Annotated in this window: 25 protein-coding genes; 6 read left to right on the top strand and 19 right to left on the bottom strand. The window is 72.1% G+C overall.

Annotated elements, in window-relative coordinates:
- The first annotated feature begins 108 nt into the window (after nt 1-108).
- The gene (locus AB0I88_RS13815; RefSeq protein WP_361022710.1) at nt 109-750 is read left to right on the top strand and encodes an ElyC/SanA/YdcF family protein; all 642 of its coding nucleotides are present in this window, start codon (nt 109-111) and stop codon (nt 748-750) included.
- A gap of 545 nt (nt 751-1,295) precedes the next feature.
- Here the strand turns inward: AB0I88_RS13815 and AB0I88_RS13810 are convergent.
- From AB0I88_RS13810 to AB0I88_RS13780, 7 genes are all read right to left on the bottom strand, one after another.
- Entirely contained in the window at nt 1,296-3,305 is a 2,010-nt protein-coding gene (locus AB0I88_RS13810) for a hypothetical protein (RefSeq protein ID WP_361022654.1), read from the bottom strand.
- 152 nt (nt 3,306-3,457) lie between these two features.
- Nucleotides 3,458-4,573, bottom strand: coding sequence for a VWA domain-containing protein (locus tag AB0I88_RS13805; protein WP_361022651.1), 1,116 nt, complete (start codon nt 4,571-4,573; stop codon nt 3,458-3,460).
- Nucleotides 4,570-7,122 carry a DUF5682 family protein gene (locus tag AB0I88_RS13800; RefSeq protein ID WP_361022648.1) on the bottom strand — a complete coding sequence of 851 codons (2,553 nt, stop codon included), beginning with the start codon at nt 7,120-7,122 and terminating at the stop codon, nt 4,570-4,572. Before AB0I88_RS13800 ends, AB0I88_RS13805 begins: the two co-directional genes overlap by 4 nt.
- Complete coding sequence (locus AB0I88_RS13795; protein ID WP_361022645.1) at nt 7,119-8,228, bottom strand: AAA family ATPase; 1,110 nt, start codon at nt 8,226-8,228, stop codon at nt 7,119-7,121. Before AB0I88_RS13795 ends, AB0I88_RS13800 begins: the two co-directional genes overlap by 4 nt.
- Nucleotides 8,225-8,476, bottom strand: a complete 252-nt coding sequence (locus AB0I88_RS13790; RefSeq protein ID WP_361022642.1) for a hypothetical protein — start codon at nt 8,474-8,476, stop codon at nt 8,225-8,227. The genes AB0I88_RS13795 and AB0I88_RS13790 overlap by 4 nt, the downstream gene beginning before the upstream one ends.
- Nucleotides 8,477-8,671: 195 nt before the next feature.
- A complete protein-coding gene (locus AB0I88_RS13785) occupies nt 8,672-9,418 on the bottom strand; it encodes a GNAT family N-acetyltransferase (RefSeq protein WP_361022639.1) in 747 nt (248 codons plus the stop codon).
- A 169-nt stretch (nt 9,419-9,587) separates the two neighbouring features.
- Nucleotides 9,588-10,160: a TetR family transcriptional regulator gene (locus tag AB0I88_RS13780; RefSeq protein WP_361022636.1), complete on the bottom strand. Its 573-nt coding sequence runs from the start codon at nt 10,158-10,160 to the stop codon at nt 9,588-9,590.
- Nucleotides 10,161-10,265: 105 nt separating this feature from the next.
- Here AB0I88_RS13780 and AB0I88_RS13775 point away from each other — a divergent pair, with 105 nt between their 5' ends.
- Nucleotides 10,266-11,642, top strand: a complete 1,377-nt coding sequence (locus AB0I88_RS13775) for an FAD-dependent monooxygenase (RefSeq protein ID WP_361022633.1) — start codon at nt 10,266-10,268, stop codon at nt 11,640-11,642.
- 250 nt (nt 11,643-11,892) lie between these two features.
- Nucleotides 11,893-12,963 (top strand): DUF3616 domain-containing protein, encoded by a 1,071-nt coding sequence (locus AB0I88_RS13770; protein ID WP_361022630.1) that lies wholly within the window; start codon nt 11,893-11,895, stop codon nt 12,961-12,963.
- Between the two features lie 202 nt (nt 12,964-13,165).
- Here AB0I88_RS13770 and pheT read toward each other — a convergent pair whose 3' ends face one another.
- The 9 genes from pheT to AB0I88_RS13725 all read right to left on the bottom strand — a co-directional run bounded on the left by pheT (nt 13,166) and on the right by AB0I88_RS13725 (nt 21,277).
- The gene (pheT, locus tag AB0I88_RS13765) at nt 13,166-15,646 is read right to left on the bottom strand and encodes a phenylalanine--tRNA ligase subunit beta (RefSeq protein ID WP_361022627.1); all 2,481 of its coding nucleotides are present in this window, start codon (nt 15,644-15,646) and stop codon (nt 13,166-13,168) included.
- Between the two features lie 4 nt (nt 15,647-15,650).
- On the bottom strand, nt 15,651-16,712 hold the full coding sequence (locus AB0I88_RS13760; protein ID WP_361022624.1) for a phenylalanine--tRNA ligase subunit alpha: 1,062 nt from the start codon (nt 16,710-16,712) through the stop codon (nt 15,651-15,653).
- A 345-nt stretch (nt 16,713-17,057) separates the two neighbouring features.
- Nucleotides 17,058-17,831 (bottom strand): RNA methyltransferase, encoded by a 774-nt coding sequence (locus AB0I88_RS13755; RefSeq protein WP_361022620.1) that lies wholly within the window; start codon nt 17,829-17,831, stop codon nt 17,058-17,060.
- A gap of 133 nt (nt 17,832-17,964) precedes the next feature.
- Nucleotides 17,965-18,357, bottom strand: a complete 393-nt coding sequence (rplT, locus tag AB0I88_RS13750; protein ID WP_361022615.1) for a 50S ribosomal protein L20 — start codon at nt 18,355-18,357, stop codon at nt 17,965-17,967.
- Between the two features lie 39 nt (nt 18,358-18,396).
- Nucleotides 18,397-18,591, bottom strand: coding sequence for a 50S ribosomal protein L35 (gene rpmI / locus AB0I88_RS13745; RefSeq protein ID WP_361022612.1), 195 nt, complete (start codon nt 18,589-18,591; stop codon nt 18,397-18,399).
- 139 nt (nt 18,592-18,730) lie between these two features.
- The gene (infC, locus tag AB0I88_RS13740; RefSeq protein WP_361022609.1) at nt 18,731-19,339 is read right to left on the bottom strand and encodes a translation initiation factor IF-3; all 609 of its coding nucleotides are present in this window, start codon (nt 19,337-19,339) and stop codon (nt 18,731-18,733) included.
- A gap of 326 nt (nt 19,340-19,665) precedes the next feature.
- Nucleotides 19,666-20,112, bottom strand: coding sequence for a PH domain-containing protein (locus AB0I88_RS13735; protein ID WP_361022606.1), 447 nt, complete (start codon nt 20,110-20,112; stop codon nt 19,666-19,668).
- Nucleotides 20,112-20,954, bottom strand: coding sequence for an ATP phosphoribosyltransferase (hisG, locus tag AB0I88_RS13730; RefSeq protein WP_361022603.1), 843 nt, complete (start codon nt 20,952-20,954; stop codon nt 20,112-20,114). The genes AB0I88_RS13735 and hisG overlap by 1 nt, the downstream gene beginning before the upstream one ends.
- A gap of 41 nt (nt 20,955-20,995) precedes the next feature.
- The gene (locus AB0I88_RS13725; protein WP_361022707.1) at nt 20,996-21,277 is read right to left on the bottom strand and encodes a phosphoribosyl-ATP diphosphatase; all 282 of its coding nucleotides are present in this window, start codon (nt 21,275-21,277) and stop codon (nt 20,996-20,998) included.
- 125 nt (nt 21,278-21,402) lie between these two features.
- Here AB0I88_RS13725 and AB0I88_RS13720 point away from each other — a divergent pair, with 125 nt between their 5' ends.
- From AB0I88_RS13720 to AB0I88_RS13710, 3 genes are read left to right on the top strand one after another with little or no spacing between them, the layout of a single operon-like run.
- Nucleotides 21,403-22,278, top strand: coding sequence for an ABC transporter substrate-binding protein (locus tag AB0I88_RS13720; RefSeq protein WP_361022600.1), 876 nt, complete (start codon nt 21,403-21,405; stop codon nt 22,276-22,278).
- Complete coding sequence (locus tag AB0I88_RS13715; RefSeq protein WP_361022597.1) at nt 22,275-23,114, top strand: amino acid ABC transporter permease; 840 nt, start codon at nt 22,275-22,277, stop codon at nt 23,112-23,114. Before AB0I88_RS13720 ends, AB0I88_RS13715 begins: the two co-directional genes overlap by 4 nt.
- The gene (locus AB0I88_RS13710; protein ID WP_361022594.1) at nt 23,114-23,854 is read left to right on the top strand and encodes an amino acid ABC transporter ATP-binding protein; all 741 of its coding nucleotides are present in this window, start codon (nt 23,114-23,116) and stop codon (nt 23,852-23,854) included. The genes AB0I88_RS13715 and AB0I88_RS13710 overlap by 1 nt, the downstream gene beginning before the upstream one ends.
- Before the next feature lie 12 nt (nt 23,855-23,866).
- On the opposite strand, the gene ribH is transcribed toward AB0I88_RS13710, so the two are convergent.
- From ribH to AB0I88_RS13695, 3 genes are read right to left on the bottom strand one after another with little or no spacing between them, the layout of a single operon-like run.
- The gene (ribH, locus tag AB0I88_RS13705) at nt 23,867-24,343 is read right to left on the bottom strand and encodes a 6,7-dimethyl-8-ribityllumazine synthase (protein WP_361022591.1); all 477 of its coding nucleotides are present in this window, start codon (nt 24,341-24,343) and stop codon (nt 23,867-23,869) included.
- A 45-nt stretch (nt 24,344-24,388) separates the two neighbouring features.
- Nucleotides 24,389-25,597, bottom strand: a complete 1,209-nt coding sequence (locus AB0I88_RS13700) for a bifunctional 3,4-dihydroxy-2-butanone-4-phosphate synthase/GTP cyclohydrolase II (RefSeq protein ID WP_361022588.1) — start codon at nt 25,595-25,597, stop codon at nt 24,389-24,391.
- Complete coding sequence (locus tag AB0I88_RS13695; RefSeq protein WP_361022585.1) at nt 25,590-26,189, bottom strand: riboflavin synthase; 600 nt, start codon at nt 26,187-26,189, stop codon at nt 25,590-25,592. The genes AB0I88_RS13700 and AB0I88_RS13695 overlap by 8 nt, the downstream gene beginning before the upstream one ends.
- Nucleotides 26,190-26,370: the final 181 nt, after the last annotated feature.

The following is a 26,370-nucleotide window of genomic DNA, read 5'->3' as shown; positions in this document are numbered from 1 at the left end:
GGGTTGACCGGCTTTGCCATCCTCGGTCCGGTGCCGAAGCGTTTCCTGTTCCGCAGCTGGTCCACGTCCCTGCGCGCCGTCCTTCGAGGCAAACGGCTACGCCGCCTGATCGCGGTGGGCGCGCTCGGCGCGATCCTGGCCGTCACCGTCGCGATCGGCTGCACCAGATGGGTCCGTTCCGCCGCGGACGGTCACATCTATGACGCCGCTTCGGTCCCGGCCGCCCCGGTCGCGCTGGTCCTGGGCGCCCAGGTGGACCCGAACGGCCAGCCGTCGGCATTTCTGGCCGCCCGCCTGGACATCGCCCGCCGGCTCCTGGAAACCGGCAAGATCAAGGCGATTCTGGTCTCCGGCGACCACGGCGAATGGGCCTACGACGAGCCGGGCGCGATGCGGGCCTGGCTGGTCGCCCGGGGCGTCCCCGACGACCGGGTGGTCCAGGACCACGCGGGCTTCGACACCTACGACTCCTGCGTCCGGGCCCGCAAGATCTTCGGCGTCCAGCAGGCGATCGTGGTGACCCAGGACTTCCACCTGCCCCGCGCCGTGGCCCTCTGCCGCAAGCAGGGCATCGAAGCCACCGGGGTCGGCGACGACACCGTCCGCATCTACGAAGGCCTATGGCTGCGCGGCGAGATCCGCGAATACGGCGCCGCCGTCAAAGCCGCCGCCGACGTCCTGACCTCCCGCGACCCGGTCTTCCTCGGCCCACACGAGACCGGCGTGGAGAACGCCGTCCGAAACAGCTGACACCCTTCTTCCGTACGCGTGACCCCGTCACGTCCCATCGGGGCCGTTCCGCCGTGCGACCGCGATCTCGCCGCCCACTCCCGCCTCTGCCGCGCCCGCCGGGCTGAGATCGGTGGTTGGGCCCTTGCCCGCCGGGCAACTCCGAGCCACGGCTCGCCGGTGGCCCGGCGCCACACCAGACCAGCCGCCCAACGCCCTGCAGACAGGCGCCGACCAGGCCGACCGCCAAGAACTCACCCCGAGCGCAGGCACCGGCCCACGCCCGCCGACCCCGGCACCCACACCGGACCACCCGCCCAAACCAACCGCCGCACTGGCCCGAGCAGCGGGTGGCCCGGCGCCACACCAGACCAGCCGCCCAACGCCCTGCAGACAGGCGCCGACCGGGCCGACCGCCAAGAACTCACCCCGAGCGCAGGCACCGGCCCACGCCCGCCGACCCGGCACCCACACCGGACCACCCGCCCAAACCAACCGCCGCACTGGCCCGAGCACAGGCACCGGCCCACGCCCGCCGACCCCGGCACCCACGCCGGGGTGTCCGCTCAGAGCAGGTCAGCGGCCAGGCTCACCCGGAGGTAGGCGTCCACCCAGGCCCTGGTGGCCTCGGCGCCCGGGTCCGGGCTGAGGTGTTTGACCACCTCGTCCAAGGCGGAGGCGAGCCGGTGCAAGCCGGTGCGGGCAAGTGCGGCGCGGGCCGTGCGCAGGCGGTCGGTGTGGGCGTCGGGCAGGTGGGCGAGGCCGCTGTGCGCCGCTTCGGCGAGGACGTCGCGGGCGGTGGCCACCGCCTCGGACAGCGGGTCGCCGACGTCGCCGTCCGGTCCGGGTGCGCCCGCGCTCAGCGGGCCCTGGCCGATGGCGGGGCCGGCCAGGTCGGGAATGACCGGTGGGCCGTCGGCGGCGATCGCATACGGGTCGACGATCACCCGGCCGCCGCTGCGGTGCACGCTGCCGGCCACGAACCGGGGCGTGCCGCGCCGGCCGTCGAGCGCCACGGCGACCGCGTCGAGCCGGCCCGGCGCGACCGCCGCGTGGGTGGCGACGACCGTGGCGGTGATGCCGGAGGCGTCCCGGATGTCGACGCTGAGCCGCTGTGCCCCGGGCGCGTAGCGAACCTCCCCCACCTCGGCGATCGCCAGGACCCGGACCAGTTCGGCGCGCACCCGGGCGCGGACCGGGCGGGGTGGCATGGCGTCGAGTTCGGCGGCCAGCTTCGCGTAGTCGTACGTGAGCAGCCCGGGTGGCAGCCCGTCCCAGGCGCCGTTCGACACGGTGACCGTGGACTTGGCGATCCGGCTGACGCTGAGCCGCACCGTACGGCTGGCGCTGCGGACCGCGGACTCGGTGACCAGAGCCCCGGAGGCGACCGCGTCGACGGTGGCGCCGGCGATCCGCCGTCGGCCGAGCGCCGGACCGTCCTCGTCGGTCTCCCACTGCCGGTGCGACACCAGGACCACCCCGCTGGCCGCCTGGCCGTGGAAGATCTCCACCCGGCGCTGGCTGTCGATCGCGGTGACCCGGGCGCCGAGCCCGTCCAGCCGCACCCGGCGCAGCGGCGTCTCGGCCGCCTCCTCGGACCCGAGCACCCGGGCCCGCAGGCCGGCACCGCTGTCGGCGGTCACCGCGCGGTGCCGGGCGAAAAGCTCCGCGATGAGGTCGGCGAGTTGCCCGGGCGAATACCGGGCACTGCGGTCCCGGTACGCGCTGAGCTGGTCGGCGAGTTCGGCGGTGGCGTCGAGAGGCCAGCGCAGCCCGGCCCGGTCGAGGGCGGCGACATGCCCGGCGGCGGCCGCGACGAGGCCCGGCCCGGCGTGGACGGCACCGGACCGCAGCACCTCGGCGGCGAACTCGATGACCGGCTCCAGGCCGGAGCCGGTGACGGTGGCGCCGGCGGGCGCTCCGCCGACGTCGACGGAGCACTCGTCGGCCCCGGGAGACTGCTCGTCGGCGGCCCGGAAGGCCCACACGGCGAGGGCGATCACGTCGTCACGGACTCCGGCGCGGGCATCGGTGTGCACGTAACCCAGGTCGCCGGGCACCAGGAACCGCACGGTCGCGGCGGGCAGCTCGGCCACCGGGGCGGTGCCGCGCCGGATCCGGGCGGTGTATCCGGCCTGGTGAGTTCGGCGGGCCGCCTCCACCAGCCGGTTCCCGATCCGGGCGGCGAGGTCCTCGTCGGTGAACCCGCCCGGCGACCAGGCGGGACCGTCCTCGGTGGGCTCGTCCGGGGACGGAGCGGTCTCCGGCCGTGCCGCCTGATAGGCGAAGATCAGCCCGATCAGGTGGCGGCACACCCCGGCCGCCCCGCAGGTGCAGCGCCCCTGTTCCAGGCCGCCTTCGGGCAGTTCGGCCCGGACCCCGTCGGCGAACTCGGCGACGACCGTCACGCCGTCCCCCGCCGACAGCACGGGTGGTTCCCGTTCGGCCTCGCGGGCGGCCCGTTTCACCAGGCCCCGATTGGCGAGGGCGGCCAGCGCGTCCGCGTCCAGGGCCCGCAGATCGGCCCGCGCCGGGACGCCGGCGGATCCCGGCGAACCGCTCGCAAGCTCGCTCATGCCGTCCCCTCCGCTGCGCTCCGGCGCCGCCATGAGTTCATGACTGAGCTGACCAGATTCGCTCGCAAGCTCGCTCATGCCGTCCCCTCCGCTGCGCTCCGGCGCCGCCATGAGTTCATGACTGAGCTGACCAAATTCGCTCGCAAGCTCGCTCATCGGCCCACTCGCTCGGCGACGAAGGCGGCCAGTTCGCCCGGCGTCATGGCGCCCACCCAGGCGCCGACGTCGGCGAGTCTCTGCGCGCAGGCCCGGTCGTACGCCGGATCCGCCTGCTCGTCGAGGGCGGCCAGCCCGAGGACGATGCTGCCCTGTTCGACCAGTCCTCGTACGCTGCGCACCAGGTCGGCCTCCGATCCGCCCTCGAAGAAGTCACTGATCACCGCGACGATCGCCCGGCGTGGCTGTTCGACCAGCTGGGCGGCGTACCGGACCGCGCGGGCGATGTCGGTGCCCCCGCCGAGCTGGGATTTCATCAGCAGTTCGACCGGGTCGCTGACGTCCGACGTCAGGTCCACCACGTTGGTGTCGAAGGCGATGAGATGCGTCCGCACACCGGGCAGTCCCCACAGGCAGGCCGCGGTGACCGCTGAGTGGATCACCGAGGACAGCATCGATCCGGACTGGTCGACGAGCAGGATCACCTGCCACTGGGAGAGCTGCCGCCGGGTGCGCGACATGAAGTACGGCGTCTCGACGTAGAGCCGCTGCTCCTCCGGCCGGTAGTTGCCGAGGTTGGCGCGGATGGTGCGCCGGGCGTCGAAGTCGCGGGCCTGCTTGAACCGGCTGGACCGCCGGGACCGGGCGCCGGAGAAGCTCTGCCGCACCTCTGTGGCGAGCCGTTCCATCAGGTCCCGGACCACGGCCTCGACGATGCGCCGGGCCAGCCGGAGCACCTCCGGGTTCATCAGATGCTTGGTACGCAGGACCGCCCGCAGCAGCGACGGATTGGGTTCGATGCGCTGGAGCACGTCGGGGTCGGTGACGATGTCGTCGATCTCGTATCGTTCGACGGCGTCGCGCTGCAACCGCTCGACGGTCTCCTTGGGGAAGAGCCGGGTGATGTCGTCGAGCCAGTCGACCGTGGTGAGCTGGGAGGGCCCGGTGTCGCCCTGTCTGCGGATGTCCCTCCGGCCGAGCTCCCCGTCCCGGCCGTAGAGCCAGTCCAGCGCCGCGTCCTGGCCGGCCGCGTCGCCGGAGAGCCCGCCGAGACAGCCGCCGGCCGGCTCGCCGAGGATGAGCCGCCAGCGTTCCAGCCCCATGTCGGTCATCGGCTCTCCCCCGCGCTGATCAGCCCGGCCCGCGCCAGGCGCCGCTCCACGGTCTCGTCCAGGGCGAGACCGGCCGCCACGGTCTCCGCCGGCACGGTGGTGCGCAGCAGGTCCCGGGCGTAGCCGTCGATGCCGCGATGGGCCAGCAGCCGTTCACCGATGGTCTCCCGCTCGCGGGGCGGGAAGTACGCGAAGGCCTGCCGCAGCGCCGGCAGCGCGACCAGGAAGTCCTGCGCGCCGAACCCGGTGACGAGCTCGTCGAGCAGGCCGAGGATGCCGCTGGGGGCGAGCACCGGCTCGCGGGCCACGCCGAACAGCCCGGCCAGCCAGTCACCGGCCGTCCCGGCGGCGAACGCGCCACGGACCGCCTGCGCCGGATCCTCGAGGAAGGATTCGGCGAGCACGTGACCGAGACCGTAGAAGGCGCCCCGCAGATCCGGCGGCGCGGCCCGGTCGGCGGCCACCCGCGCGGCGACCGCCACGGTTTCGGTACGGTCGACGCCCACCGTCGCGGCGTGCAGCACCGCGTCGCGGACCGCCGCGACCGCCGCGATCCGGCCGGGGTCGGCCGGCGACCCGGCCGCGTGCCAGCCCTCGGCCAGCCACAGGATGCGGCGGGTCGCGGCCGCCACGACGACGGCGAGCGCCTCGCTGCCGGCGGTCCCGAGGAGCCGATCGTGCCGCCACAGCGCCAGCGTCACGGCGAGCACCCGGCCGAGCACGGTCAGGTCGCCGCCGGCCGCGACTCCTTGACGCAGCCGCTCGGGCACGTCCTCGCCGAGCTCGGTGACGCCGCAGAGCGCCGCGTCGAAGACGGTGTCGGCCAGCGCGGCCAGGTCGCCGGCGGCCTGGCCGATGCTCTCGGCGATCCGGGCGGCGGCCGCCGTCTCCAGGGTCGGCCCGTACCCGCCGGCCTCGATGAGGGCGGTGAGCCGCTGCTCGTGGTTCTGAACCGTCCACCGTTCGGCGAGGACCGGGTCGATGCCGGTGGCCGGGCCGGTGAGCCGGCGGAACCCGGGCACGGCCAGCACCCGGAGCCGGTGCAGCACCCGGCTGATCTCGAGCCCGCGCGGGATGAGCAGGTCGACGTCGACTTCGCCGGGCCGGTCGAGGCCGTGCCGTTCCAACTCGGCGATGGCGGCGTGCACGAGCGGCGGAAGCGGGGTGTCCGGATGCAGCCGGCCGTGCCGGTCGCCGCTGAGGGCGGCCGTCATCTCGATCACGGCCGGGTGCTGCCCGGCCGTGACGGCGCCGCGCACGGCCCACGGCAGCGGCACGTCGAGGGCTTCGCTGACCAGAGCGGAGGCCAGGCCGTCGAGCACGTCCACCCGGGCCGGGCAGGAGTGGCCGCGCAGCCGGGCCAGCGCCTCGGCTCCGGCCCGCGCGGCGATCAGGTCGGCCGTGGAGACCGGCTGACCGCGCTTGCGCAGCCGCTCGGCGACCGCCGTGACCAGGTATCGGGCGGCCTGCTCCGGCCCGCTCTCCCAGAGCCGCTGGTAATACTCCGGCGACGGCATGCCGGACTGGTAGCCGCCGAACGCGTCGAGCCGCCGAAACGAGTAGGGCACCAGGTAGCTGCGCGCGGTGGCCCCGTCCGGCGGCTCCGGAACGGCGGGCCAGCCGCTCCCCGCCACGAAACCGCCGCTCGCACCCGGCACCGCGGAGGAATCAGCGGCCGCACCCGGCACCGCGGACGAATCAGCGGCCGCGCCCGGCACCGCGGACGAATCAGCGGCCGCACCCGGCACCGCGGACGAATCAGCGACCGCACCCGGCACCGCGGACGAATCAGCGGCCGCACCCGGCACCGCGGAGGCCACATCCGGCAGACCAGGCACCACGGACGAACCGCCGGTCGCACCCGGAACCGCGGAGGAGGCCGCCGGCGGGCCAGACACCGCGGAAGGCGGCGCGGCGACGAGGCGCAGCAGAGCGGGCCGGTGGAACCCGCCCACCACCGCGACGACGGGCCGCCCACCGGCGTCAGCGAGCGCGGACCGGATCCACTCGGCCATATACGCTTCCCGGGCCGTGTCCGAGGCCCCGGCCGCGGCGTCCCCCCGGACCACGTCGAAATAGGTCGCCAGCCGCTCCGCGAGCCCTTCGCCGGGCCCCATCTCGACCACGTGGTCCCACAGCGAGTCACTGTTGTCCACGCCGAACGCCGTACACAGCCGCCCGACCGCCTCGGCATGGCGAAGCTCGGCGTCGGCATACCGGTTGTCCCGGTCGGCGAAGGCCTCGTGCCACGCCGGCAGGTCGATGAACCGGCTCTCGGCCCCCCACTCGCGGGCGGCCCGCAGCGCCTCCCACTCCGGCGAGTACTCGCAGAACGGCGCCCACGACCCGTGCCGCCGCCGGTCGTCGGCGTAGCTGGTGAACACCGCGACCGGCAGCTCGTGCCCGAGCAGCAGCTCACCGATCCGGTCGTTCATGTCGGCGGGGCCCTCGATCAGCACGTGGGCGGGCCGCAACTCGGCGATCGTGGCCCCGACCAGACGGGCGCAGGCGGGGCTGTGGTGCCGGACCCCGATGACGGTGAGGCTCATCCGCCCGGCAGTTCCCGCCGGGCGTCCCGCAGCTCCCGCCACTGCTCGCCGGATCGCCATCCGGTGTGCTGCTCCAGGTAGCGGCGCAGTTTGGCGAGGTCTTCCGGGTTGTCCTTGGCGGCCGTGCCGGCGAGGCAGGAGGCCAGGTCGCCGGCGGTGCCGGCGGCGCCGCGCAGGAACCAGCCGCGCAGCCCGATCGCGTGCGCCACGGCGACCGCCTCGGCGGTGCTCATCACCCCGGAGAGCCGGTCCATCTCGTCGCCCCGCGCGGTCCGCCCGGTACGCAACTCGCGGAACGCCGTGACAAGGACCTCCAGCACGTCCCGCCGGGGTGGGACGGTGACCCCGGAGCGCCGCAGCAGCGCACCGGCCTCGGCCTCGACGAGCGCCAGCTCGGTGTCGAAGTCGGCGATCGGGAAGACCGTCTCGAAGTTGAACCGCCGTTTCAGCGCCGAGCTCATGTCGTTGACGCCACGGTCCCGGGTGTTGGCCGTGGCGATGATGTTGAAGCCGTCCTTGGCGAACACCATGCCGGCCCCACCGGGCAGCTCCGGCACGGCGAGGACCCGGTCGGAGAGCGGCGAGAGCAGACAGTCCTGCACCTCGAGCGGGCACCGGGTGATCTCCTCGAACCGGACGGTGCGGCCCTCGGCCATGCCCCGCAGCAGCGGCGCCGGCACCAGCGACCGCTCGCTCGGGCCTTCGGAGACGAGCAGCGCGTAGTTCCACGAATACTTGATCTGGTCCTCGGTGGTGGCCGCGCCGCCCTGGATGGTGAGGGTGGATTCGCCGCTCACGGCGGCCGCGAGCAGTTCGGAGAGCAGCGACTTCGCGGTGCCGGGCTCGCCGACCAGCAGCAGCCCCCGGCTGGTGGCGAGGCTGACCAGCGCCCGGTCGATCAGCGACGGGTCGCCGACGAACTTGCGGGTGACGCCGAGCGCGTCGTCGCCGACGACGAAGGCGCGGGCGGCGCGCAGGCTGAGCGCCCAGCCGGGCGGGGTGGGCGCGTCGTCGGCGGCACGCAGGCGGGCCAACTCGTCGGCGTAGCGCACCTCGGCGGGCGGGCGCTGCATGGCGTCGACGGGAACGGTGACGGACAGGGTCATGACGGCACCTCGGTCAGGTCGCGCAGCGCCTCGGCCGCGGTGATGGGATCGCGTTCGTGGAGCCGGTCGTCCTGGCGGCCGCGGCGCCGGTCCTCGGCGCGGCGCACTCCGCCTGCCGGGGCGCCTGCCCCGCCGAACCTCACCCGGGCCGGGTGCCGGGGCAGCGGGCGGCTCTCGCCGGTCCACCGGCGCACCCGCCTCCACGCCACCGGGACGACGAACGTCTCCACGCTCCGCACCACGGTCACCGGCCACTCCCCGCTTCGGCTCCATCGATCGGCTGCACCCTAGCGACTCCCACCGACAAAAATCGGAGCGGCCGGCGCGGGCATCGACCGCCGTGGACTTCTGGGCGGCCGCGCGCCGGAGTGACAGGCAGGACCGGCGCGGGCCGCGCAGGCGGCCGGCCCGCGCCGTTCCTGGTCAGAGCGAGATGCAGAGCGTCAGAGCGAGATGTAGATCCGGTGACCGGTGGGGACGAAGCCGACCCTCTCGTAGACACGCCACGAGTCGTCGCCGCTCGCTTCGAGCCAGGCGATCTCGCGGCCCCGAGCGAACAGCAGGCGGGTCAGTTCGGCGGTGACGGCCGCCGCCAGGCCGCGCCGGCGGTAGGCCTCTCGTACGCCGACGCCGCCCACCTCGCTCAGCCCGTCCTGCGGCGCGGACGCCTGGGCGCCACCGGCGCAGGTCCCGCTTCCGGCGAAGGCCGCCAGCGCGACCCCGCCGCGTTCCTGGGCGCGGCGGATCCGGGCGACGTCGGCCTCACCGGCCCACGACTCCCCGAAGGCCTCGCTGACCGCCTCGGACATCGCGGCCCGGTCCGGGTCCGTGCCGGGTTCCGCGAGCCGCAGACCTTCCGGTACGGGCCACGCCGTCAACGATTCCGGAGTGCAGATCAGGTACTGATGCCGGGCCTCGACGGTGAATCCGGCCGTGAGCAGCAGTTCTTCCAGGTCGGGGGCGCTGCTGCACACGTACTCGAGCCGGGGTTTGCGCCCCGCCGCCCGGAACGCGCTGATCAGTGCCGTGACGTCGGCCCCGGTGATCGGCGCGCCGGGCACCGGGGAGGCGTAGTTGAGGTAGGGACTGTCGGTGTCCGGCTGAAGACCGGCCACGAAGGGGCCGATCTCGAGAACCTCGGGACGGGTGCGGAGGTTGGACACGACGGAGCGCTGGATGCGCAGATCCATGGTGAGGAAAGCCTTTTCAGAGTGAAGGAACACCTGCGGGAATGGGCATGCAGGGCCGCCGCGGGCGGAGATGCTCAGCGGCGGCCGTGGGGCCGGGCCGGGATCACAGGCTTCACTCTTTCGAGAAATCGGGATCGCGCGCTCTGGGCGTGATCGCCCGGTGAGACTTTCACGATCTCGGGAGCGCGCGCAAGTCCCCGGTGAGGTATCGCTGGACGGTCGGGCCGAGCCAGGCGACCGCTTCGTCGCGCTCCAGACCGGCCACCGGCGGCAGTCGCAGCACGTAACGGCAGAGGGCGAATCCGAGCATCTGGGTGGCGACCAGGCCGGCCCGGACGGGCGCTTGCGCGGGATCCGGTGCGAGCCGGGCGGCGAGCGGGCCGAGTTGCCCGGCGAAGATGGCGCGGATCCGCTCCGCGGGCCCTTCCTGGGTGACGGCGGCGCGGAGTAGGGCGAGCAGGGTGTCGTCGCCCTCCCACCGCTGGAGGAAGTGCCCCACCAGGACCGATCCGGCCTGGCCGGGCGTCACCTCGGCCATGTCCGGCAGGCGCAGGTCGAACTCGGCCGCCGCGGCGAACAGCCCTTCCTTGTTGCCGTAGTAGCGCATCACCATCGACGGGTCGATGCGGGCGTCGGCGGCGATGCTCCGGATGGTGGCGCGCTCGAATCCGTCGGCGGCGAACCGCTCCCGTGCGGCGGCCAGGATCGCGGCGCGGGTGGCGTCGGAGCGGCGGGTCGTCATGTCCCCACCATATGCCAACACCTGTTTGCCAACAAGTGTTGACTGACGGGTGGAGCGGCGCCTACGGTTTTGCCAACACCTGTTGGCAAGCGAGCGGAGGACACCATGCACACCACCGTCGCGATCATCGGCGCCGGCCCGACCGGGCTCCTGCTCGCCGGCGACCTGGCGTCGGCCGGGATCCCGGTGACCGTCTTCGAACGCCGGTCCGAGACGTCCAACCTGACCCGCGCCTTCGGCGTGCACGCCCGCACCCTGGAGCTGCTGGACGCCCGAGGCCTCGCCGACGGCCTCACCGCCGAGGGCGCCCGCGTGCGGCGCCTGCGCCTGTTCGACGGGATCCGGCTGGACCTCTCCCTGCTGCCGTCCCGGTTCCCCTATCTTCTGATCACCCCGCAGTACCGGGTGGAGAACGCGCTGGCCGAGCGGGCACAGAAGGCAGGCGCCGAGTTCCGGCACGGCGCCCGCCTCACCGGCCTGCGGCAGGACGCCGACCGGGTCACCCTCGACTTCGCCGACGGCGACCCGGTCACCGCTGACTACGTGGTCGGCGCCGACGGCGTGCGCAGCACCGTCCGGCAGAGTCTCGGCCTGCCCTTCCCCGGCAAGGCGGTGCTCACCTCGATCATGCTGGCCGACGTGCGACTGGCCTCCCCGCCGGAGGACGTGCTGGCGGTCGACGCGGTCGGCGACGCGTTCGCGATGGTCGCCCCGTTCGGCGACGGCTGGTATCGGATCTTCGCCTGGAACCGCGACAACCAGGTCGACGACCGCACCCCGGTGACCCTCGACGAGATCCGCGCGGTCACCGGCCGGGTCCACGGCACCGACTTCGGCATCACCGAGAGCCGCTGGATGTCCCGCTTCCACAGCGACGAACGACAGGCGCCGCGCTACCGGGTGGGCCGGGTGTTCCTGGCCGGCGACGCCGCCCACGTGCACTCACCGGCCGGCGGGCAGGGCATGAACACCGGTATGCAGGACGCCGCGAACCTCGCCTGGAAACTCACCGCGGCCGTCCAGGGCTGGGCGCCCGCCGGTCTGCTCGACACCTACGAGGCCGAGCGCCACCCGGTCGGCCGGATGGTCCTGCGCAGCAGCGGCGCCCTCATCCGGGCCGCGATGATCCACTCCGCGGTGGGCCGCCGGGCACGCAACACCCTGGGCCGCGTCCTGCTCGGCCTGCCGCCGGTGGCGCGCCGGGCCGCCGGAGTCGTCTCCGGCGTCGGCATCACCTACCCGGGCATGCCGCGAGCCACCGACGTCACACTGCGCGACGGCAGCCGCCTCTACCAGGCGCTGCGCGCGGGCCGGCACGTGCTGATCACCGATCAGACCTTCGAGGGGTACGCGGACCGCCTGCTGGTGACGGCCCCGGAAGCCGGCACGGGCGACGCGACCCTGGTCCGCCCGGACGGCTACGTGGCCTGGCGCGGCCCGGCCGGCGAGGCCCCCGCGGCCGTGCACCGGTTCCTGTCCTGACCGCCGGCCCGGGGTGGACGGTCCACCGAGGCGCCCTGACACCCGGGACCCGTTCACCTCGAAGCCGCCGGCCACCGCGAACCCGGCACCGTGGCCCGCGGCCCACCACTCGAGCCCGGCGCCCGCGCCACCGCCCCGGCGTGGCAGGCGGATCGCGTCCTTCCCGTTTCGAGATCGGGTAGGCGTACCGGAAAAAGGAAGCGTAAGGCTGACGCGAAGATCTCCACCAGGAGTGCGCGACGGTGGGACCATGACGACCATGACGGTCGACTACAGGGTGCGGCTGCGGTTCTCCGACGAGTCGCAGGCCGCGGCGACACACACCAATCTTTCCGCGGTTCGCCTGGACGGGCGGGCGCTCTGGATCGCCGGCGACGAGACCGCCACGATCGAGCGGCTGATCGCCGACGATCCGGCGAAGCCGGCGGAGTTCGGCGACGAGGCCCGGTTCCGTCTCGCCGACTTCGTCGACCTGCCCGGCCTGGACGCCGACGAGGAGGCCGACGTCGAGGGGCTGGCCCGCTCCGGCCGGTTCCTCTGGGCCGTCGGCTCGCACAGCCTGCGCCGCAAGCAGATCAAGGACCGGCACGAGGGTCCCAAGGCGCTGCGCCGGCTCGCCCGGGTGGAGGGTCAGGCAAACCGCCAGATTCTGGTACGCCTGCCGATCGCCGAGGTGGACGGGCTGCCCACCCCGGTCCGGGAGATCGAGGTCGGCGGTCAACGGCACCGGGCGGCCGCCCTGGCCGGCCGCGACGACCTGCGCCGGCTGCTGCGCGACGACGAGCATCTCAGCCTGTTCCTGCCCATCCCCGGCAAGGACAACGGGCTCGACGTCGAGGGCATCGCGGTCCGCGACGACCGGGTCTACCTGGGCCTGCGCGGGCCGGTGCTGCGCGGCTGGGCGTTCGTGCTGGAGCTGCGGCCCTACGTGACCCCGGACGAGCCGGGCCGGCTGCGGCTGCACCGGTTCGATGACGGGCGGCTCTACCGCAAGCACGTGCTCGACCTGGACGGCCTCGGCGTGCGCGACCTGTGCCCGGCCGGCGACGACCTGCTGGTCCTGGCCGGCCCCACGATGGACCTGGACGGGCCGGTGCGCATCTACCGGTGGCACGACGCCTGCCGGGCCGAGATCCCGACGATCGTGCGGCACGACTCGATCGTCCGGGAGCTGGAACTCACCTACGGCGAGGGCGACGACCACGCCGAGGGACTGAGCATGCTGGGGAACGACCGGGTGCTGGTCGTCTACGACAGCCCGGCCAAGCACCGGCTCACCTCCGACGGCGCGGTGGTCGCCGACGTGCTGCGGCTGCCCTGAGACGCCGGCCGCCTCCGGCCCGGTGCCGACCCACCACGGGGACTGATCGGCGAGGCGGCCGGGGCCTGGTGGATCGGGTCAGGCTCCGCGAGGAAACCAGGTCCGGGCCGGTGCGGAGAGCCGAGCAGGCGACGTCCCCACTCACCCGAAGAGGCCGGGCCGGTGGAGGTGCCCACCGGCCCGGCCTCTTCGAAAGGGCCGGTCAGGCGCCGCGGAGGGTGGCTCCGAAGCGGGAGGCGGTCAGGGCCACCGCGGCGTCGCGGGCCGCGATGGTCTCCTCCGAGGTGAGCGTGCGGTCCGGGGCGCGGAAGGTCAGCTTGTAGGCGAGTGACCGTTTGCCCGCACCCAGTTGCGCCGACTCGTAGACGTCGAAGAGCGCCACCGACTCCAGCAGTGAGCCGGCGCCCTCGGCGAGAGCGGCCTGGACCTCGCCGGCCGGGACCGTGCGGTCCAGGACGAGGGCCACGTCGATCAGTGCCGGCGGGAAGGTGGAGATCTTCACGGCTTCGACGACCGGGGCGTCCGGCAGGGCGTCCAGGTCGATCTCGGCGGCCGAGGTGCGCTTGGGCAGTTCGAGGGCGGCGAGGACGGCCGGGTGCAGTTCGCCGGCGTGACCGACGACCGCGCCGTCGACCAGGATCTCGGCGCAGCGGCCGGGGTGCCAGGGGGCGTGTTCGGCTGCCCGTACGGTGACGAGGTTGTCCGGAACGCCCGCCGCGGAAAGCGCGACGCGCGCCGCCTCGATCGCGTCCGCCCAGGTCGCGGCCCTGCCCTGACCCCACCAGCCGGCCGGCTCGATGTCGCCGGCCAGCACGACGGCCAGGTGCCACGGCTGCTCGGGGACGATCGCGTTGGCGGCCGCCCACTCGGCGTTGGTGGGCCGGCGGTCCACGCCCAGCGAGGGCGGCGCGGTGGAGGTGAGATGCGGCAGGAACACCGTGCCCGCCTCGAACAGCGCGACGTCGCGCCGGCCGCGGCCCAGGTTGCGTTTGAGCGTGCCGAGCAGCGGCCCGAGCAGCGTCGTACGCAGCAGCGGCTCCTCCTCGGACAGCGGGTTGGTGAGCCGCACCGCGCTGCGCCGGGGGTCGGCGGCCGGCAGCCCGAGGGTGTCGGCCAGGCCGGGCCCGACGAACGGGTAGGACAGCACTTCGACGTACCCGTTCTCGGCGAGCGCCCGGCCCACCGAGCGGCGCTGTCGCTGCGCCGGGGTGAGACCGTTGCTGCTGCCGGCGGGCGGCAGCACGCTGGGGATCTCGTTGTAGCCGCCGAGCCGTGCCACCTCTTCGATCAGGTCGATCGGCGCCACCAGGTCGGGCCGCCAGGTCGGTGCGACGACGCTGAGCACCTCGTCGCCGCTGACCTCGCAGCCGATCTCGGTGAGCAACGAGGCCACCTCGGAGGACGTGTAGGGCAGCCCGATGATCCGCTCCGGTGAGGAGGCGGGCAGCGTCAGCGCGACCGGCGCCACCACGTTGTCGATGTCGAGCACGCGCTCGTCGACGGTCCCGCCCGCGTGAGTGGTCAGGATGTCGACGGCCTTCTGCAGCGCGGCGAGCGGCAGCGCCGGGTCGACGCCCCGTTCCCACCGTTTGGCGGCCTCGCTGAACAGTTTGTGACGGCGGGCGGTCCGGCCGACCATGACCGGGTCCCAGTGGGCGGCTTCGAGGAGCACGTCGACGGTGCCCTCCTGCCATTCGCTGGTCTCGCCGCCCATGACGGCGGCGAGCGAGATCGGCCCGGTCTCGTCGCAGATCACCATGTCCTCGGCGTCGAGCGAGCGCGCCACACCGTCGAGGGTGGTCAGCTTCTCCCCGGCCCGGGCGCGGCGCACGACGAGGCCGCCGCTGAGCCGGTCCAGGTCGAAGACGTGCATCGGCTGGCCGAATTCGAGCATCAGGTAGTTGGTGATGTCGACGGGCAGCGAGATGGCCCGGATGCCGGCCGCGATGAGCCGCCGCTGCATCCACTCCGGAGACTGGGCGGCCGGGTCGATGCCGCGGACGACGCGGGCCGCGAACCGGTCGCAGCCGACGGTGTCCTCGACCGTCACCGGCCACGGCGCGTCGGCGGTGGCGCCGGGCGCGGGGATGGCCGCCGGGTCGGTGAACGGCACCCCGAAATGGGTGGCGAGCTCCCGGGCGATGCCGCGGACGCTCATCTCGTAGCCCCGGTCCGGGGTGATCTCCACCTCGACCAGCACGTCGTCCAGGCCGACGACCGGGCGGGCGTCCGTGCCGGGGGCGGCGGGCACGTCGGCGGGCAGCACGATGATGCCGGAGTGGTCGCCGGAGAGGCCCAGCTCGGCGGCGGAGCAGATCATGCCGTGCGAGTTCCGCCCGTACGTCTTCCGCGCCCCGATCCTGAACCCGCCCGGCAGTTCGCCGCCCGGGAGGATGACCACGACGAGGTCGCCCTCGACGAAGTTGCGCGCCCCGCAGACGATCTCCTGCGGCACGTCGCGCCCGACGTCGACGGTGCAGAACCGGATCGGCTTCTTGAAACCGGTGAGCTCCTCGATGGTGAGCACCCGGCCGACGACCAGGTCGCCGAGGATCGTGCCGGCCTGGTCGACGATGGACTCGACCTCCATGCCGAGGTTGGTCAGCGCCGTGTCCAGCTCCGAAGCGGTGATCCCCGCCGGCAGCTCGACGTACTCGCGCAGCCACGACAGTGACGTCTTCATCGCTTCAGGACTCCATTCCGAAGTTCGTGGTGAACCGCACGTCGCCCTCGACCATGTCGCGCATGTCGGAGACGCCGTTGCGGAACATCAGGGTCCGCTCGACACCCATGCCGAACGCGAATCCCGAGTAGACGGCCGGGTCGATGCCGCACGCGGTCAGGACCCGGGGATTGACCATGCCGCAACCGCCCCACTCGACCCAGCGCGGCCCGTCCCGGTGCTGGGCGAACCACACGTCGAATTCGGCGGACGGCTCGGTGAACGGGAAGTAGTGCGGCCGCCAGCGGGTCTTCGCGTCCGGGCCGAACATCGCCTTGGCGAAGTGGTCGAGCGTGCCCCGCAGGTGGGCCATGGTGATGCCCTCGTCGATGACCAGGCCTTCGATCTGGTGGAACACCGGGCTGTGTGTGGCGTCCAGCTCGTCGGTGCGGTACGCGCGGCCGGGGCTGACGATGTAGATCGGCGGCTGCCGGTCCAGCATGGTGCGGACCTGGCCGGGCGACGTGTGCGTACGCATGACCAGGCCGGGCAGGTCGACGAAGAAGGTGTCCGAGGAGCCGCGGACGGGGTTGTCCGGCCCGATGTTGAGCGCGTCGAAGTTGGCCCACTCCAGCTCCAGCTGGGGACCGTCGACGAGGTCGTAGCCCATGCCGATGAACACGTCGGCCATGTGTTCCATGAGCGTGGTCAGCGGGTGCCGGGCGCCGCGCGGGCGGCGGGTCCACGGCAGGGTGACGTCGACGCGTTCCTCGACCAGGACGCGGGCGGCCCGGTCGGCCGTGAGCTCGACCTGGCGGGCGTCGTAGGCGGCCTGCACGGCCTGCCGGGCGACGTTGACGCGTTTGCCGGCGTCGGACTTCGCGGCCGGCGGCAGCGAGCCGATCTCGCGGCGGGCCAGCGAGACGGGCGAGCGGTCGCCGAGGTGGGCCGGTTTCAGCGCCTGCAGCGCGTCGAGGTCGGCGGCAGCGGCGAACGCCTTCTCGGCCTCCGCGACCGCGCCCTCGAGAGCCTCGGGGGCCAGCAGGGCGGCCTGCTTCGGATCGTACGGATCGTTGCGGTAGGACATGGTAGGGCGAACTCCCTCAACACCGGATTTGCCATCGGACCGTCGCTGCTGGGTGCACCGGCGCAGCGAGGGCGAAGCGGCGACAAAGCTGTCACTCTCGAACCTGGGTGCACCGAGCGCAGCGAGGGCCGCGAAGGTGCGACAAAGCTGACACGGTCGAACCTGGGTGCACCGAGCGCGGCGAGGGCCGCGAAGGTGCGACACAGTCGGCACAGTCTACGGAGGCGCGGCTGAGCCGTAGCCCGCCGGTCAGGGAGTTGCGCGCAGAGGTGTCAGATCCGGCGCCCGCGACCAGCGGGCCGGATAAAGGAGAGCCGGGGACCTGACATGCCGCCCAGCATACTCTCAGCGCTGGGCCCGCGCCGACGCATATAGGCAGACCGCGGCCGCCGCGGCCAGGTTGAGACTTTCCGCGCCGCCGTAGATCGGCACCCGTACCCGCCGGTCCGCGGCCTTCAGCACGTTGCCGGGCAGTCCGTGCGCCTCGGAGCCGAACAGCCAGGCGGTGGGGGCGGCCAGCTGCCCGCCGTCGAGCAGCGAGTCCACGTCGTCCTCGCCGGTGCCGCTGGTGGCCAGCACCTGCAGGCCGCTGTCCTGCAGCAGGTCGACCACGGTCAGCGGGGCGCGGACCACGTCCACGTGGAACAGTGAGCCGGCCGACGACCGTACACATTTGCCGTTGTAGGGGTCGACCGCGTCGCCCGCGAAGATCACCGCGCCGGCGCCCGCGGCGTCCGCCGTGCGCAGCACGGTCCCGGCGTTGCCGGGATCACGGATCTCCGCGACCACCGCGACCAGCCGGGGGTTCTTGGCGAGGGCCTCACCGATCGGGATGTCCCCCTGCTCGCAGACGGCTACCAGCCCCTGTGGGTGCACGGTCTCGGCGAGCGCCGCGAGGGCGTCGTCGGTGACCGGCGACAGTTCCGGAGCCCGCGCGGCGAGGTCGGCGTGCCGGTCCAGCGCGGCCGGTGTGCCGAACAGTTCGATCACCGCACCCGCGGCCAGCGCCTCGCGCACGGCCTGCGGCCCTTCGGCCAGGAAACGGCCGCTCTGATCGCGATCCTTGCGGCGCTGCAGGCGCCGGGCCGCGACGATCCTGGGGGTACGGGGTGTGAACACGCTTTTCCGTCCGTCGAGTCGAATCACGAAGGCGCCCCCCGACCGATGATCGGGAGGCGCCCCAACGTGCTACGCGATACATGTCGCGACTCGCTCGAGCGTGGCTCGAGGCAGGTCGCGCGCAACCCCTCGCTCAGGCAGCCTGCGCGGCGGCGCCGCCGGTGCCCTCGGCCGCGACGGCCGCGCGAGCGATCTCGACGATGCCCGCGAACGCGGCCGCGTCGTTGACCGCGAGGTCGGCCAGGATCTTGCGGTCGACCTCGACCTCGGCCAGCTTCAGGCCCTGGATCAGGCGGTTGTAGGTCATCCCGTTGGCGCGGGCGGCCGCGTTGATACGGGTGATCCACAGCTGGCGGAAGTCGCCCTTGCGGTCACGCCGGTCGCGGTACGAGTACTGCATCGAGTGCAGCACCTGCTCCTTGGCCTTGCGGTACAGGCGGGAGCGCTGACCGCGGTAGCCGCTGGCGGTCTCGAGCAGGGTGCGGCGCTTCTTCTGGGCGTTTACCGCCCGCTTGACGCGTGCCATTCTCAGTTACTCCTTACAGGGGTACGGGTCAGGCGCGCGTCAGCGGCCCAGAAGCTTCTTCACTCGCGGGGTGTCGGCCTTGGCCACGGTGACCGTGCCGGTCATCCGGCGGGTGACGTGGGAGCTCTTGTGCTCCAGCAGGTGGCGCTTGCCGGCCTGCTCGCGCACGATCTTTCCCTTGCCGGTGACCTTCACCCGCTTACCCATGCCGGTGTGGCTCTTCATCTTCGGCACTTGACGCCTCTTTCTGGTCTTTTCCCCGCGACCGGGGGGACACGGGGAAAAAGCTGTCCTATGAGAGTTATTCGCGACGGTGGAGATCCTGCGATCGACCCGCGGCGGCGAACCGCTCAGGGTAGGCCGCGAACAATCCTCACTCTGCGGTGGTGCCTGCGGCCTCGGCCGGCGGCGCCTCGGCGACTTCGCCCTCGCGTGGTTCCCGCGGCGGGCGCGCGTTGGCGGCGATCGTTGCTGCCGCGGCGGCCTTGGTAGCCCGATGCGGAGCCAGCACCATGATCATGTTTCGGCCGTCCTGCTTCGGGCTGGCCTCGACGAAGCCGAGCTCCGAGATCTCCTCGCTGAGCCGGCGCAGGAGCCGGAAACCCAGCTCGGGGCGGCTCTGCTCGCGACCGCGGAACATGATCGTCACCTTGACCTTGTCACCCGCCTTGAGGAACCGAACGACGTGACCCTTCTTGGTCTCGTAGTCGTGCGGGTCGATCTTCGGCCGCAGCTTCATTTCCTTGATGACGGTCTGCTGCTGGTTGCGTCGCGCTTCGCGGGCCTTGAGTGCGCTCTCGTACTTGAACTTGCCGAAGTCCATGAGCTTGCACACCGGCGGCCGCGCCATCGGAGCAACCTCGACCAGATCCAGATCGACATCCGCGGCCAGCTGGAGAGCGCGCTCGAGCGGCACGATGCCGACCTGCTCACCCTCCGGACCGACCAGACGGACCTCACGGGCCCGGATCTGTTCGTTCACGCGTGGTTCGACGCTGATGGGGCCTCCTCAGTTGATACCTCACCCGGCCGGGTGGGCCGGGTGCTGCCAATGTCGGTCGGCCCCGAGTGTCCCGCTGGCGGCGGGACGCCGGGAAAGCAGAAGGCCCCGCATGCGATCTCGGAAGAAAGCATGCCGGGGCCCGCTCGACCGGTCATCGGCGCCCAAAGGAGGACGCGCACCCAGCAGGGAGCAATCCCTGCCAGGGAGACCGGACCCGGCCACTGCTGTGACTCGGGTGGGAACCAGCGGGCTCCTCTTTCGCGCTCTTGCCGGAGCAAGGGCGTGGTCGACTGCCGGCAATCCTATCAGGCCTTGTGGGAAGCCGAATGCAGAGCCCTCAGCGCCCGGACGCCGTCGACCGCGTAGTCCTTGTCGACGGCCTGCAGGGCGTGCACCGGAACCTGGTCGTCGTTCTCCAGCTCCAGGTGCGCCCACGCCGAGTTCCGGTCGAACCGGACGGCACGCACCACGGCCCACGGCAGGTCGTAGCCGCCGATCACGTTGCGCACGTGCACACCGTCGTCGTCGGCGGTGACCCGCGGCCGGCAGAACGCCAGCACACCCAACCCGAGCAGCACACCCAGCCCGATCATGGCGATCTGGTCGCCGCGCTGGAAGCTGGCGTTCGAGTTCTGGAAACCCGCCGAGCCGGTCAGCCCGAAGCTGATCACCGTGAAGAACACCATCAAACCCACGGCCAACGGTACGGCCACCCAGCGGATCCTCTTGGGCCGGTAGACGACGGCCGTCATCAGAGCCTGCAGTTGGCGATGTCGGTGACGAGGATCGCCCGGGCGCCCAGCTCGTACAGCTCGTCCATGACCCGGTGCACGTCGCTGCGCTGGACCATGGCCTCGACCGCGACCCAGCCCTCCCGGTGCAGCGGGGACACGGTCGGCGACTCGATCCCCGGCGTCAGGCTGGTGGCCTGGTCGAGCAGGTCGGCGCGGACGTCGTACGCCAGCATGACGAAGTTGCGCGCGACGAGCACGCCCTGCAGGCGCCGCAGCAGCTGGGCGGCGCCGTTGGGGGCCTGCTCCTCGCGCCCGATCAGGATGGCCGAGGACTTCATGATCGGCTCGCCGATCATGACGAGGCCGGCCTGGCGCAGCGTGGCGCCGGTCTCCACGACGTCGGCGATCAGGTCGGCGACACCGAGGCGGACCGCGTTCTCCACCGCGCCGTCGAGGCGCACCACGTCCGCCTTCAGCTCGTGCTCGTCCAGGTAGCGGCCGACCACCCCCGGGTAGGCGGTGGCGATGCGGCGGCCACCGATCTCGTCGACGCTGGTCAGCGACCCGGCCGGAGCGGCCCAGCGGAACGTGGCCCGGCCGAAGTTGAGGTCGAGCAGCTCGGTCGCCGGAACCCCGGAGTCGACGAGCAGGTCCCGGCCGGTGATGCCGAGATCAAGATCACCCGAGCCGACGTACGTCGCGATGTCCTTCGGCCGCAGGTAGAAGAACTCGACGTTGTTGGCCTCGTCACGGCAGATCAGGTCTTTGGGGTCGGTGCGCTGGCGGTACCCGGCGTCCCGCAGCATCTGTGCGGCGGGAGCGGACAGGGTGCCCTTGTTCGGAATGGCGATGCGCAGCATGGACGTGCTCCTTCGATCGGTGAACGGGTCGGGGACGCGCGTCACAGATGTCGGTAGACGTCCTTGAGCTCCAGCCCGGTGGCGATCATCAGGACCTGGGCCTGGTAGAGCAGCTGGGAGATCTCCTCGGCAGCGCGTTCCGGTCCCTCGTGCTCGGCGGCCATCCACGACTCGGCCGCTTCCTCGACGACCTTCTTGCCGATGAAGTGGACTCCGCGTTCGAGCGCCTCGACGGTGCCCGAACCGGGTGTCTTGTCCGCCGCCTTGCTCTGCAACTCGGCAAACAGTTCTTCGAACGTCTTCACGAGTAGCGATTGTGGCAGCTCATCACGTCTTGACTACGAACGGCCCCAGCCCCTGGGACGTCTTCGGGCGCCGGTTCGCCGAAACCGGGCCGTGCCGTGCCGCGACCCGGCCCGCTCTCCGCGGCAGGCGCTACGCTCCCGTCATGCTCAGCCGACACACCCCCATGGCCCTGGGTGGCGCAGCGTTGCTGCTCGCCGCCGTGACGGCCTGCGCCCCCGTGGAGGAGAACACCTCCACCGCCGCCACCTCCCCCTCGGCGGCCGCCGACCCCTGTGCGCCCTCCTCGCTGGCGACCAGGACCCCCGGAAAACTGACGGTCGGCACCGACAACCCGGCCTACGAGCCGTGGTTCAGCGACAACAAGCCCGGCAACGGCAAGGGATACGAGTCGGCTGTCGCCTACCAGGTGGCCGAGCGGCTCGGCTATCAGAAGAACGACGTCGTGTGGACCAGCGTCACGTTCAACAACGCGATCGCACCCGGGCCCAAGACGTACGACATCGACATCAACCAGTTCTCGATCACCGAGGAGCGGCGGGCGGCGGTCGACTTCTCGTCGCCGTACTACCTGGTGCGGCAGACCGTGATCACCACCGGGAAGTCGAAGATCGCCGGCGCCAAGACGCTGGCCGACCTCAAGACCGCAAAGCTGGGCGCCCAGGTCGGCACGACCAGCTACCAGGCCATCACCGACCTGATCAAGCCGAGCGCCGACCCGTCCGTGTTCAACAACAACGACGACGCCAAGAAGGCGCTGGAGAACGGCTCCGTCGACGGCATCGTGGTGGACCTGCCGACCGCCTTCTACATGACCGCCGCCGAACTCGACGACGGCGTCATCGTCGGTCAGCTGCCCCAGGTCGGTGTGCCCGAGCAGTTCGGCATCGTGCTGGACAAGGGCTCGCCGCTGACCGGCTGCGTCAGCCGGGCGGTCGACCAGCTTCGCCAGGACGGCACCCTCGCCGTGCTGGAGAAGACGTGGCTCGCCGACACCGCCGGAGCACCCGAACTCCAGTGAGCCACACGCCAAGCACCCGGCAACAGGAACGGATCGCCTACCGTCGCGGACGGGCGGTCCGTTCCGTTCTGCTGGCCGCCACATCGACGGCCGTCGTCGGCACCGTCCTCGCCGTCGGCATCACCGGCGCGCCCGGCTGGGACCGGGTCAAGGAGTCCTTCTTCGACCCGGACACCGCCGTCGAATACCTGCCGGAGATCCTCGACGGCCTCTGGCTCAACGTGAAACTGCTGGTCGTCTGTGCCACGTGCGCGATGACATTGGGCCTGCTCATCGCGGTGCTGCGCACCCTGCGGGGCCCGGTCTTCTTCCCGGTACGCGCCCTGGCCACCGGCTACACGTACTCGTTCCGCGGCCTGCCGCTGATCATCGTGATCTACCTGTTCGCGTTCGGCGTCCCCGGGCTGCGGCTGCAGGGCACGCCGGACGTGCTGGTCCTGGGCGCCGCGGCGATCACCGTGACGTACGGCGCCTACCTGGCCGAGGTGTTCCGGGCCGGCATCGAGTCGGTGCACCCGAGCCAGATCGCGGCGGCCCGCTCGCTGGGGTTGAGCTACCGGCAGGCGATGCGTCACGTGGTGCTGCCGCAAGCGGTTCGCCGGGTCGCCCCGCCGCTGCTCAACGACACCGTGGCGCTGCAGAAGGACGTCGGGCTGATCTCGCTGGCCGGCCCGATCGACGCCATCCGGGCCGCCCAGATCGGGGTCGCCCAGAACGCCGACTTCACCCCGTACGTGGTGGCCGGCGTCCTGTTCGTGTTGCTCGCCCTGCCGCTGATCGCGGTCACCGACTGGGTGACGCTGCGGGCGGCCCGTCGCCAGAACGCGGGGTCCTGATGCTCCTGGAGATCGACAAGGTCCGGAAGGTCTTCGGCGACCACGTGATCCTGGACGGCCTCGACCTGAGCGTGGCCGAGCACGAGGTGGTGGCACTGATCGGTGCCTCCGGCTCGGGCAAGTCCACCCTGCTGCGCTGTGTGAACCTGCTCACCGAGGTGGATGACGGCACGATCCACCTGGACGGCGAGGAGATCACCGACCCGCGGGCCGACCCCGATCTGATCCGCCGCCGCATCGGCCTGGTCTTCCAGTCCTACAACCTGTTCCCGCACATGACGGTGCTGGACAACATCACGCTCGCGCCGGTACGCGTACACCGGAGGTCTTCCGGCGACGCGAAAGCGCAAGCGATGCAGTGGCTGGACCGGGTCGGGCTGGCGGAGAAGGCCGGCGCCTACCCGGACCGGCTCTCCGGCGGCCAGCAGCAGCGGGTCGCGATCGTCCGGGCACTGGTCAACAACCCGCGCCTGCTGCTGCTCGACGAGGTGACCTCGGCACTCGACCCGGAGCTGGTCGGCGAGGTGCTCACCATGATCCGCGAGCTCAAGAACGACGGGATGACCATGGTGCTGGCCACCCACGAGATGGGTTTCGCCAAGCAGGTGGCCGACCGGGTGGCCTTCCTGGACGGTGGCCGCGTGCTCGAACAGGGGCCGCCCGAGCAGGTGCTGGGCGACCCGGTCGAGCCGCGGACCCGTCAGTTCCTGGCACGGATCATCGAAGCCGGGAGGTTGTAGCGTCCCGGCGCTCTACTGTTTGGAGATCTCGCGAATCGCGAGGGCGGCGTCCAGCACCGCCACCGTGCTCTGCCAGCCCTTGTCCTCGATCGAGTCCTCCAGCCCGGCCCGGTCGCGGGCCTGGCCGAGGCTGTGCACGGTGAGCACGCCGTGCGCCACCGGGGTGCTCTCGTCCAGCGCCACCCGGGTCAGCCCGCTCGTGACGGCGTCGCACACGTACTCGAAGTGCTGGGTCTCGCCTTTGATCACCACACCCAGGGCGACCACCGCGTCGACCCGGCGGGCCAGGGCCTGCGCCACCACCGGCAGCTCCACCGACCCGGCCACCCGGGTGGTGATCACCTCCGCGACGCCGCACGCCTCGGCGGCGGCCCGCGCCCGGTTCATCATGTGCTCGACCAGGTCGTTGTGCCACCGGGAGCCGACGATGCCGAGCCGCAGCCCGGCCGCGTCGACGGTCTGCATGTGCGGGTCACCGAAGCCGGCCATCATGTCCCCCTTTTTCGTCAGATCTCACCCCTGGCGGGGACGGTCTCAGCCTAATGCCTCGAACAGATGCCCCATCCGGTCCCGCTTGGTACGCAGGTACCTGACGTTCTCCGGGTGCAGCCGGACGGGCAACTCCTCACGCCCGGTCACGCGGAGCCCGTACCCCTCGAGGCCTGCCCGCTTGGCGGGATTGTTGGTGAGCAGCCGCATCGAGCGGATGCCCAGATCGGTGAGGATCTGCGCCCCGGTGCCGTAGTCGCGGGCGTCGGCGGGCAGACCCAGCTCCAGGTTGGCGTCGACCGTGTCGAACCCGCGATCCTGGAGCTGGTAGGCCTGGAGCTTGTGCAGCAGGCCGATGCCCCGGCCCTCGTGACCGCGCATGTAGAGCACCACCCCGCGCCCGGCCGCGGCCACCCGTTCCAGCGCGGCGTCCAACTGCGGGCCGCAGTCGCAGCGCCGCGAGCCGAAGACGTCCCCGGTCAGGCACTCGGAGTGCACCCGGACCAGCACGTCCTCGCCGTCGGTGAGGTCGCCGTAGATCATCGCCACGTGTTCGCCCTGGTCCGCCGCGGTGCGGTAGCCGACTGCGGTGAAGACGCCGTGCTCGGTCGGCAGGACCGTCTCCACCACCCGCTCCACCTGGCTGCCCTGACGGTGCCGCAGGTAGGCGACGAGCTCCTCGATCGAGATCATCGCAAGGTCGTGCTCGGCGGCGAACTTCTCCAGGTCCGGGCGGCGCTGCATGGTGCCGTCGTCGTTGACCATCTCGCAGAGCACCCCGGCGGGCCGGCAGCCGGCCAGCACGGCCAGGTCGATGGAGGCCTCCGTGTGGCCCGGCCGGCGCAGCACGCCACCCGGTTTGGCCCGCAGCGGCACGATGTGACCGGGCCGGGACAGGTCGCCCGGCTCGGTCTCGGCCGAGGCGAGCAGCTGGATGGTCCGCGCCCGGTCGGCGGCCGAGATGCCGGTGCTGACGCCGTGCTTGGCGTCCACCGTGACCGCGTAAGCCGTGCCGCGCTTGTCCTGGTTGGTGTGGAACATCGGCGGCAGGTCGAGCCGGTCCGCCTCCTCCTCGGGAAGGGGGACACAGATGTACCCGGACGTGTATCGGACCATGAACGCGACCAGCTCCGGCGTGGCGTGCTCGGCCGCGAAGATCAGGTCACCCTCGTTCTCGCGGTCCTCGTCGTCCACCACGATCACCGGCTTACCGGCGGCGATGTCCGCGATGGCGCGCTCGATGTTCTCAAACATTGCGGCTCCCCAGCATCTTCTCCACGTACTTCGCGATCACGTCGACCTCGAGGTTGACCGGATCGCCGATGGCCTTGCTGCCCAGCACGGTCAACTTCGAGGTGGTCGGGATCATCCCGATCGCGAAGCTGTCCTCGTCGACCTCCATGACGGTGAGCGACACCCCGTCCACGGTGATCGACCCCTTCTCCACCACGTACCTCGCCAGCTCGGGCGGCAGCGAGAAACGCACCACCTCCCACTGGTCGGCCGGCTCGCGGGCGATGATCCGCGCCACCCCGTCCACGTGCCCCTGCACCAGGTGACCGCCGAGACGGCTGCCCAGGGCGGCGGCCCGCTCCAGGTTCACGTTCGAGCCGACCCGCAGTGCGCCCAGCGAGGTACGCCGCAGCGTCTCCCCCATCACGTCGGCGGTGAACACGCCGTCGACGTTGTCGATGACGGTGAGACAACAGCCGTTCACCGCGATCGAGTCGCCGTGCCGGGCGTCCGAGGTGACCAGCGGGCCGCGCACGGCGATGACCGCGGAGTCCTCACTCCCCTCGGTCAGGCGCACGATCTCGCCCAGCTCTTCCACGATTCCGGTGAACATCTATAAGTGCCTTTCGTTCCGATTTTCGGGTGGCGGGTGGGGCGGTTGGACGGCTCTCGTTCCGATTTTCGGGTGGCGGGCGGGGCGGTTGGACGGCTCTCATTCCGATTTTCGGGTGGCGGGCGGGGCGGTTGGACGGCTCTCATGCCGATCTTCGGTTGGCGGCGGGCTTTCTTCAGGT

Origin of the sequence: Actinoplanes sp. NPDC049802 (assembly GCF_040656595.1) — a bacterium.
Classification (GTDB): Bacteria; Actinomycetota; Actinomycetes; order Mycobacteriales; family Micromonosporaceae; genus Actinoplanes.
Note: the sequence above shows the minus strand (reverse complement) of the source record. Positions and strands in the feature narration are given on the sequence as shown.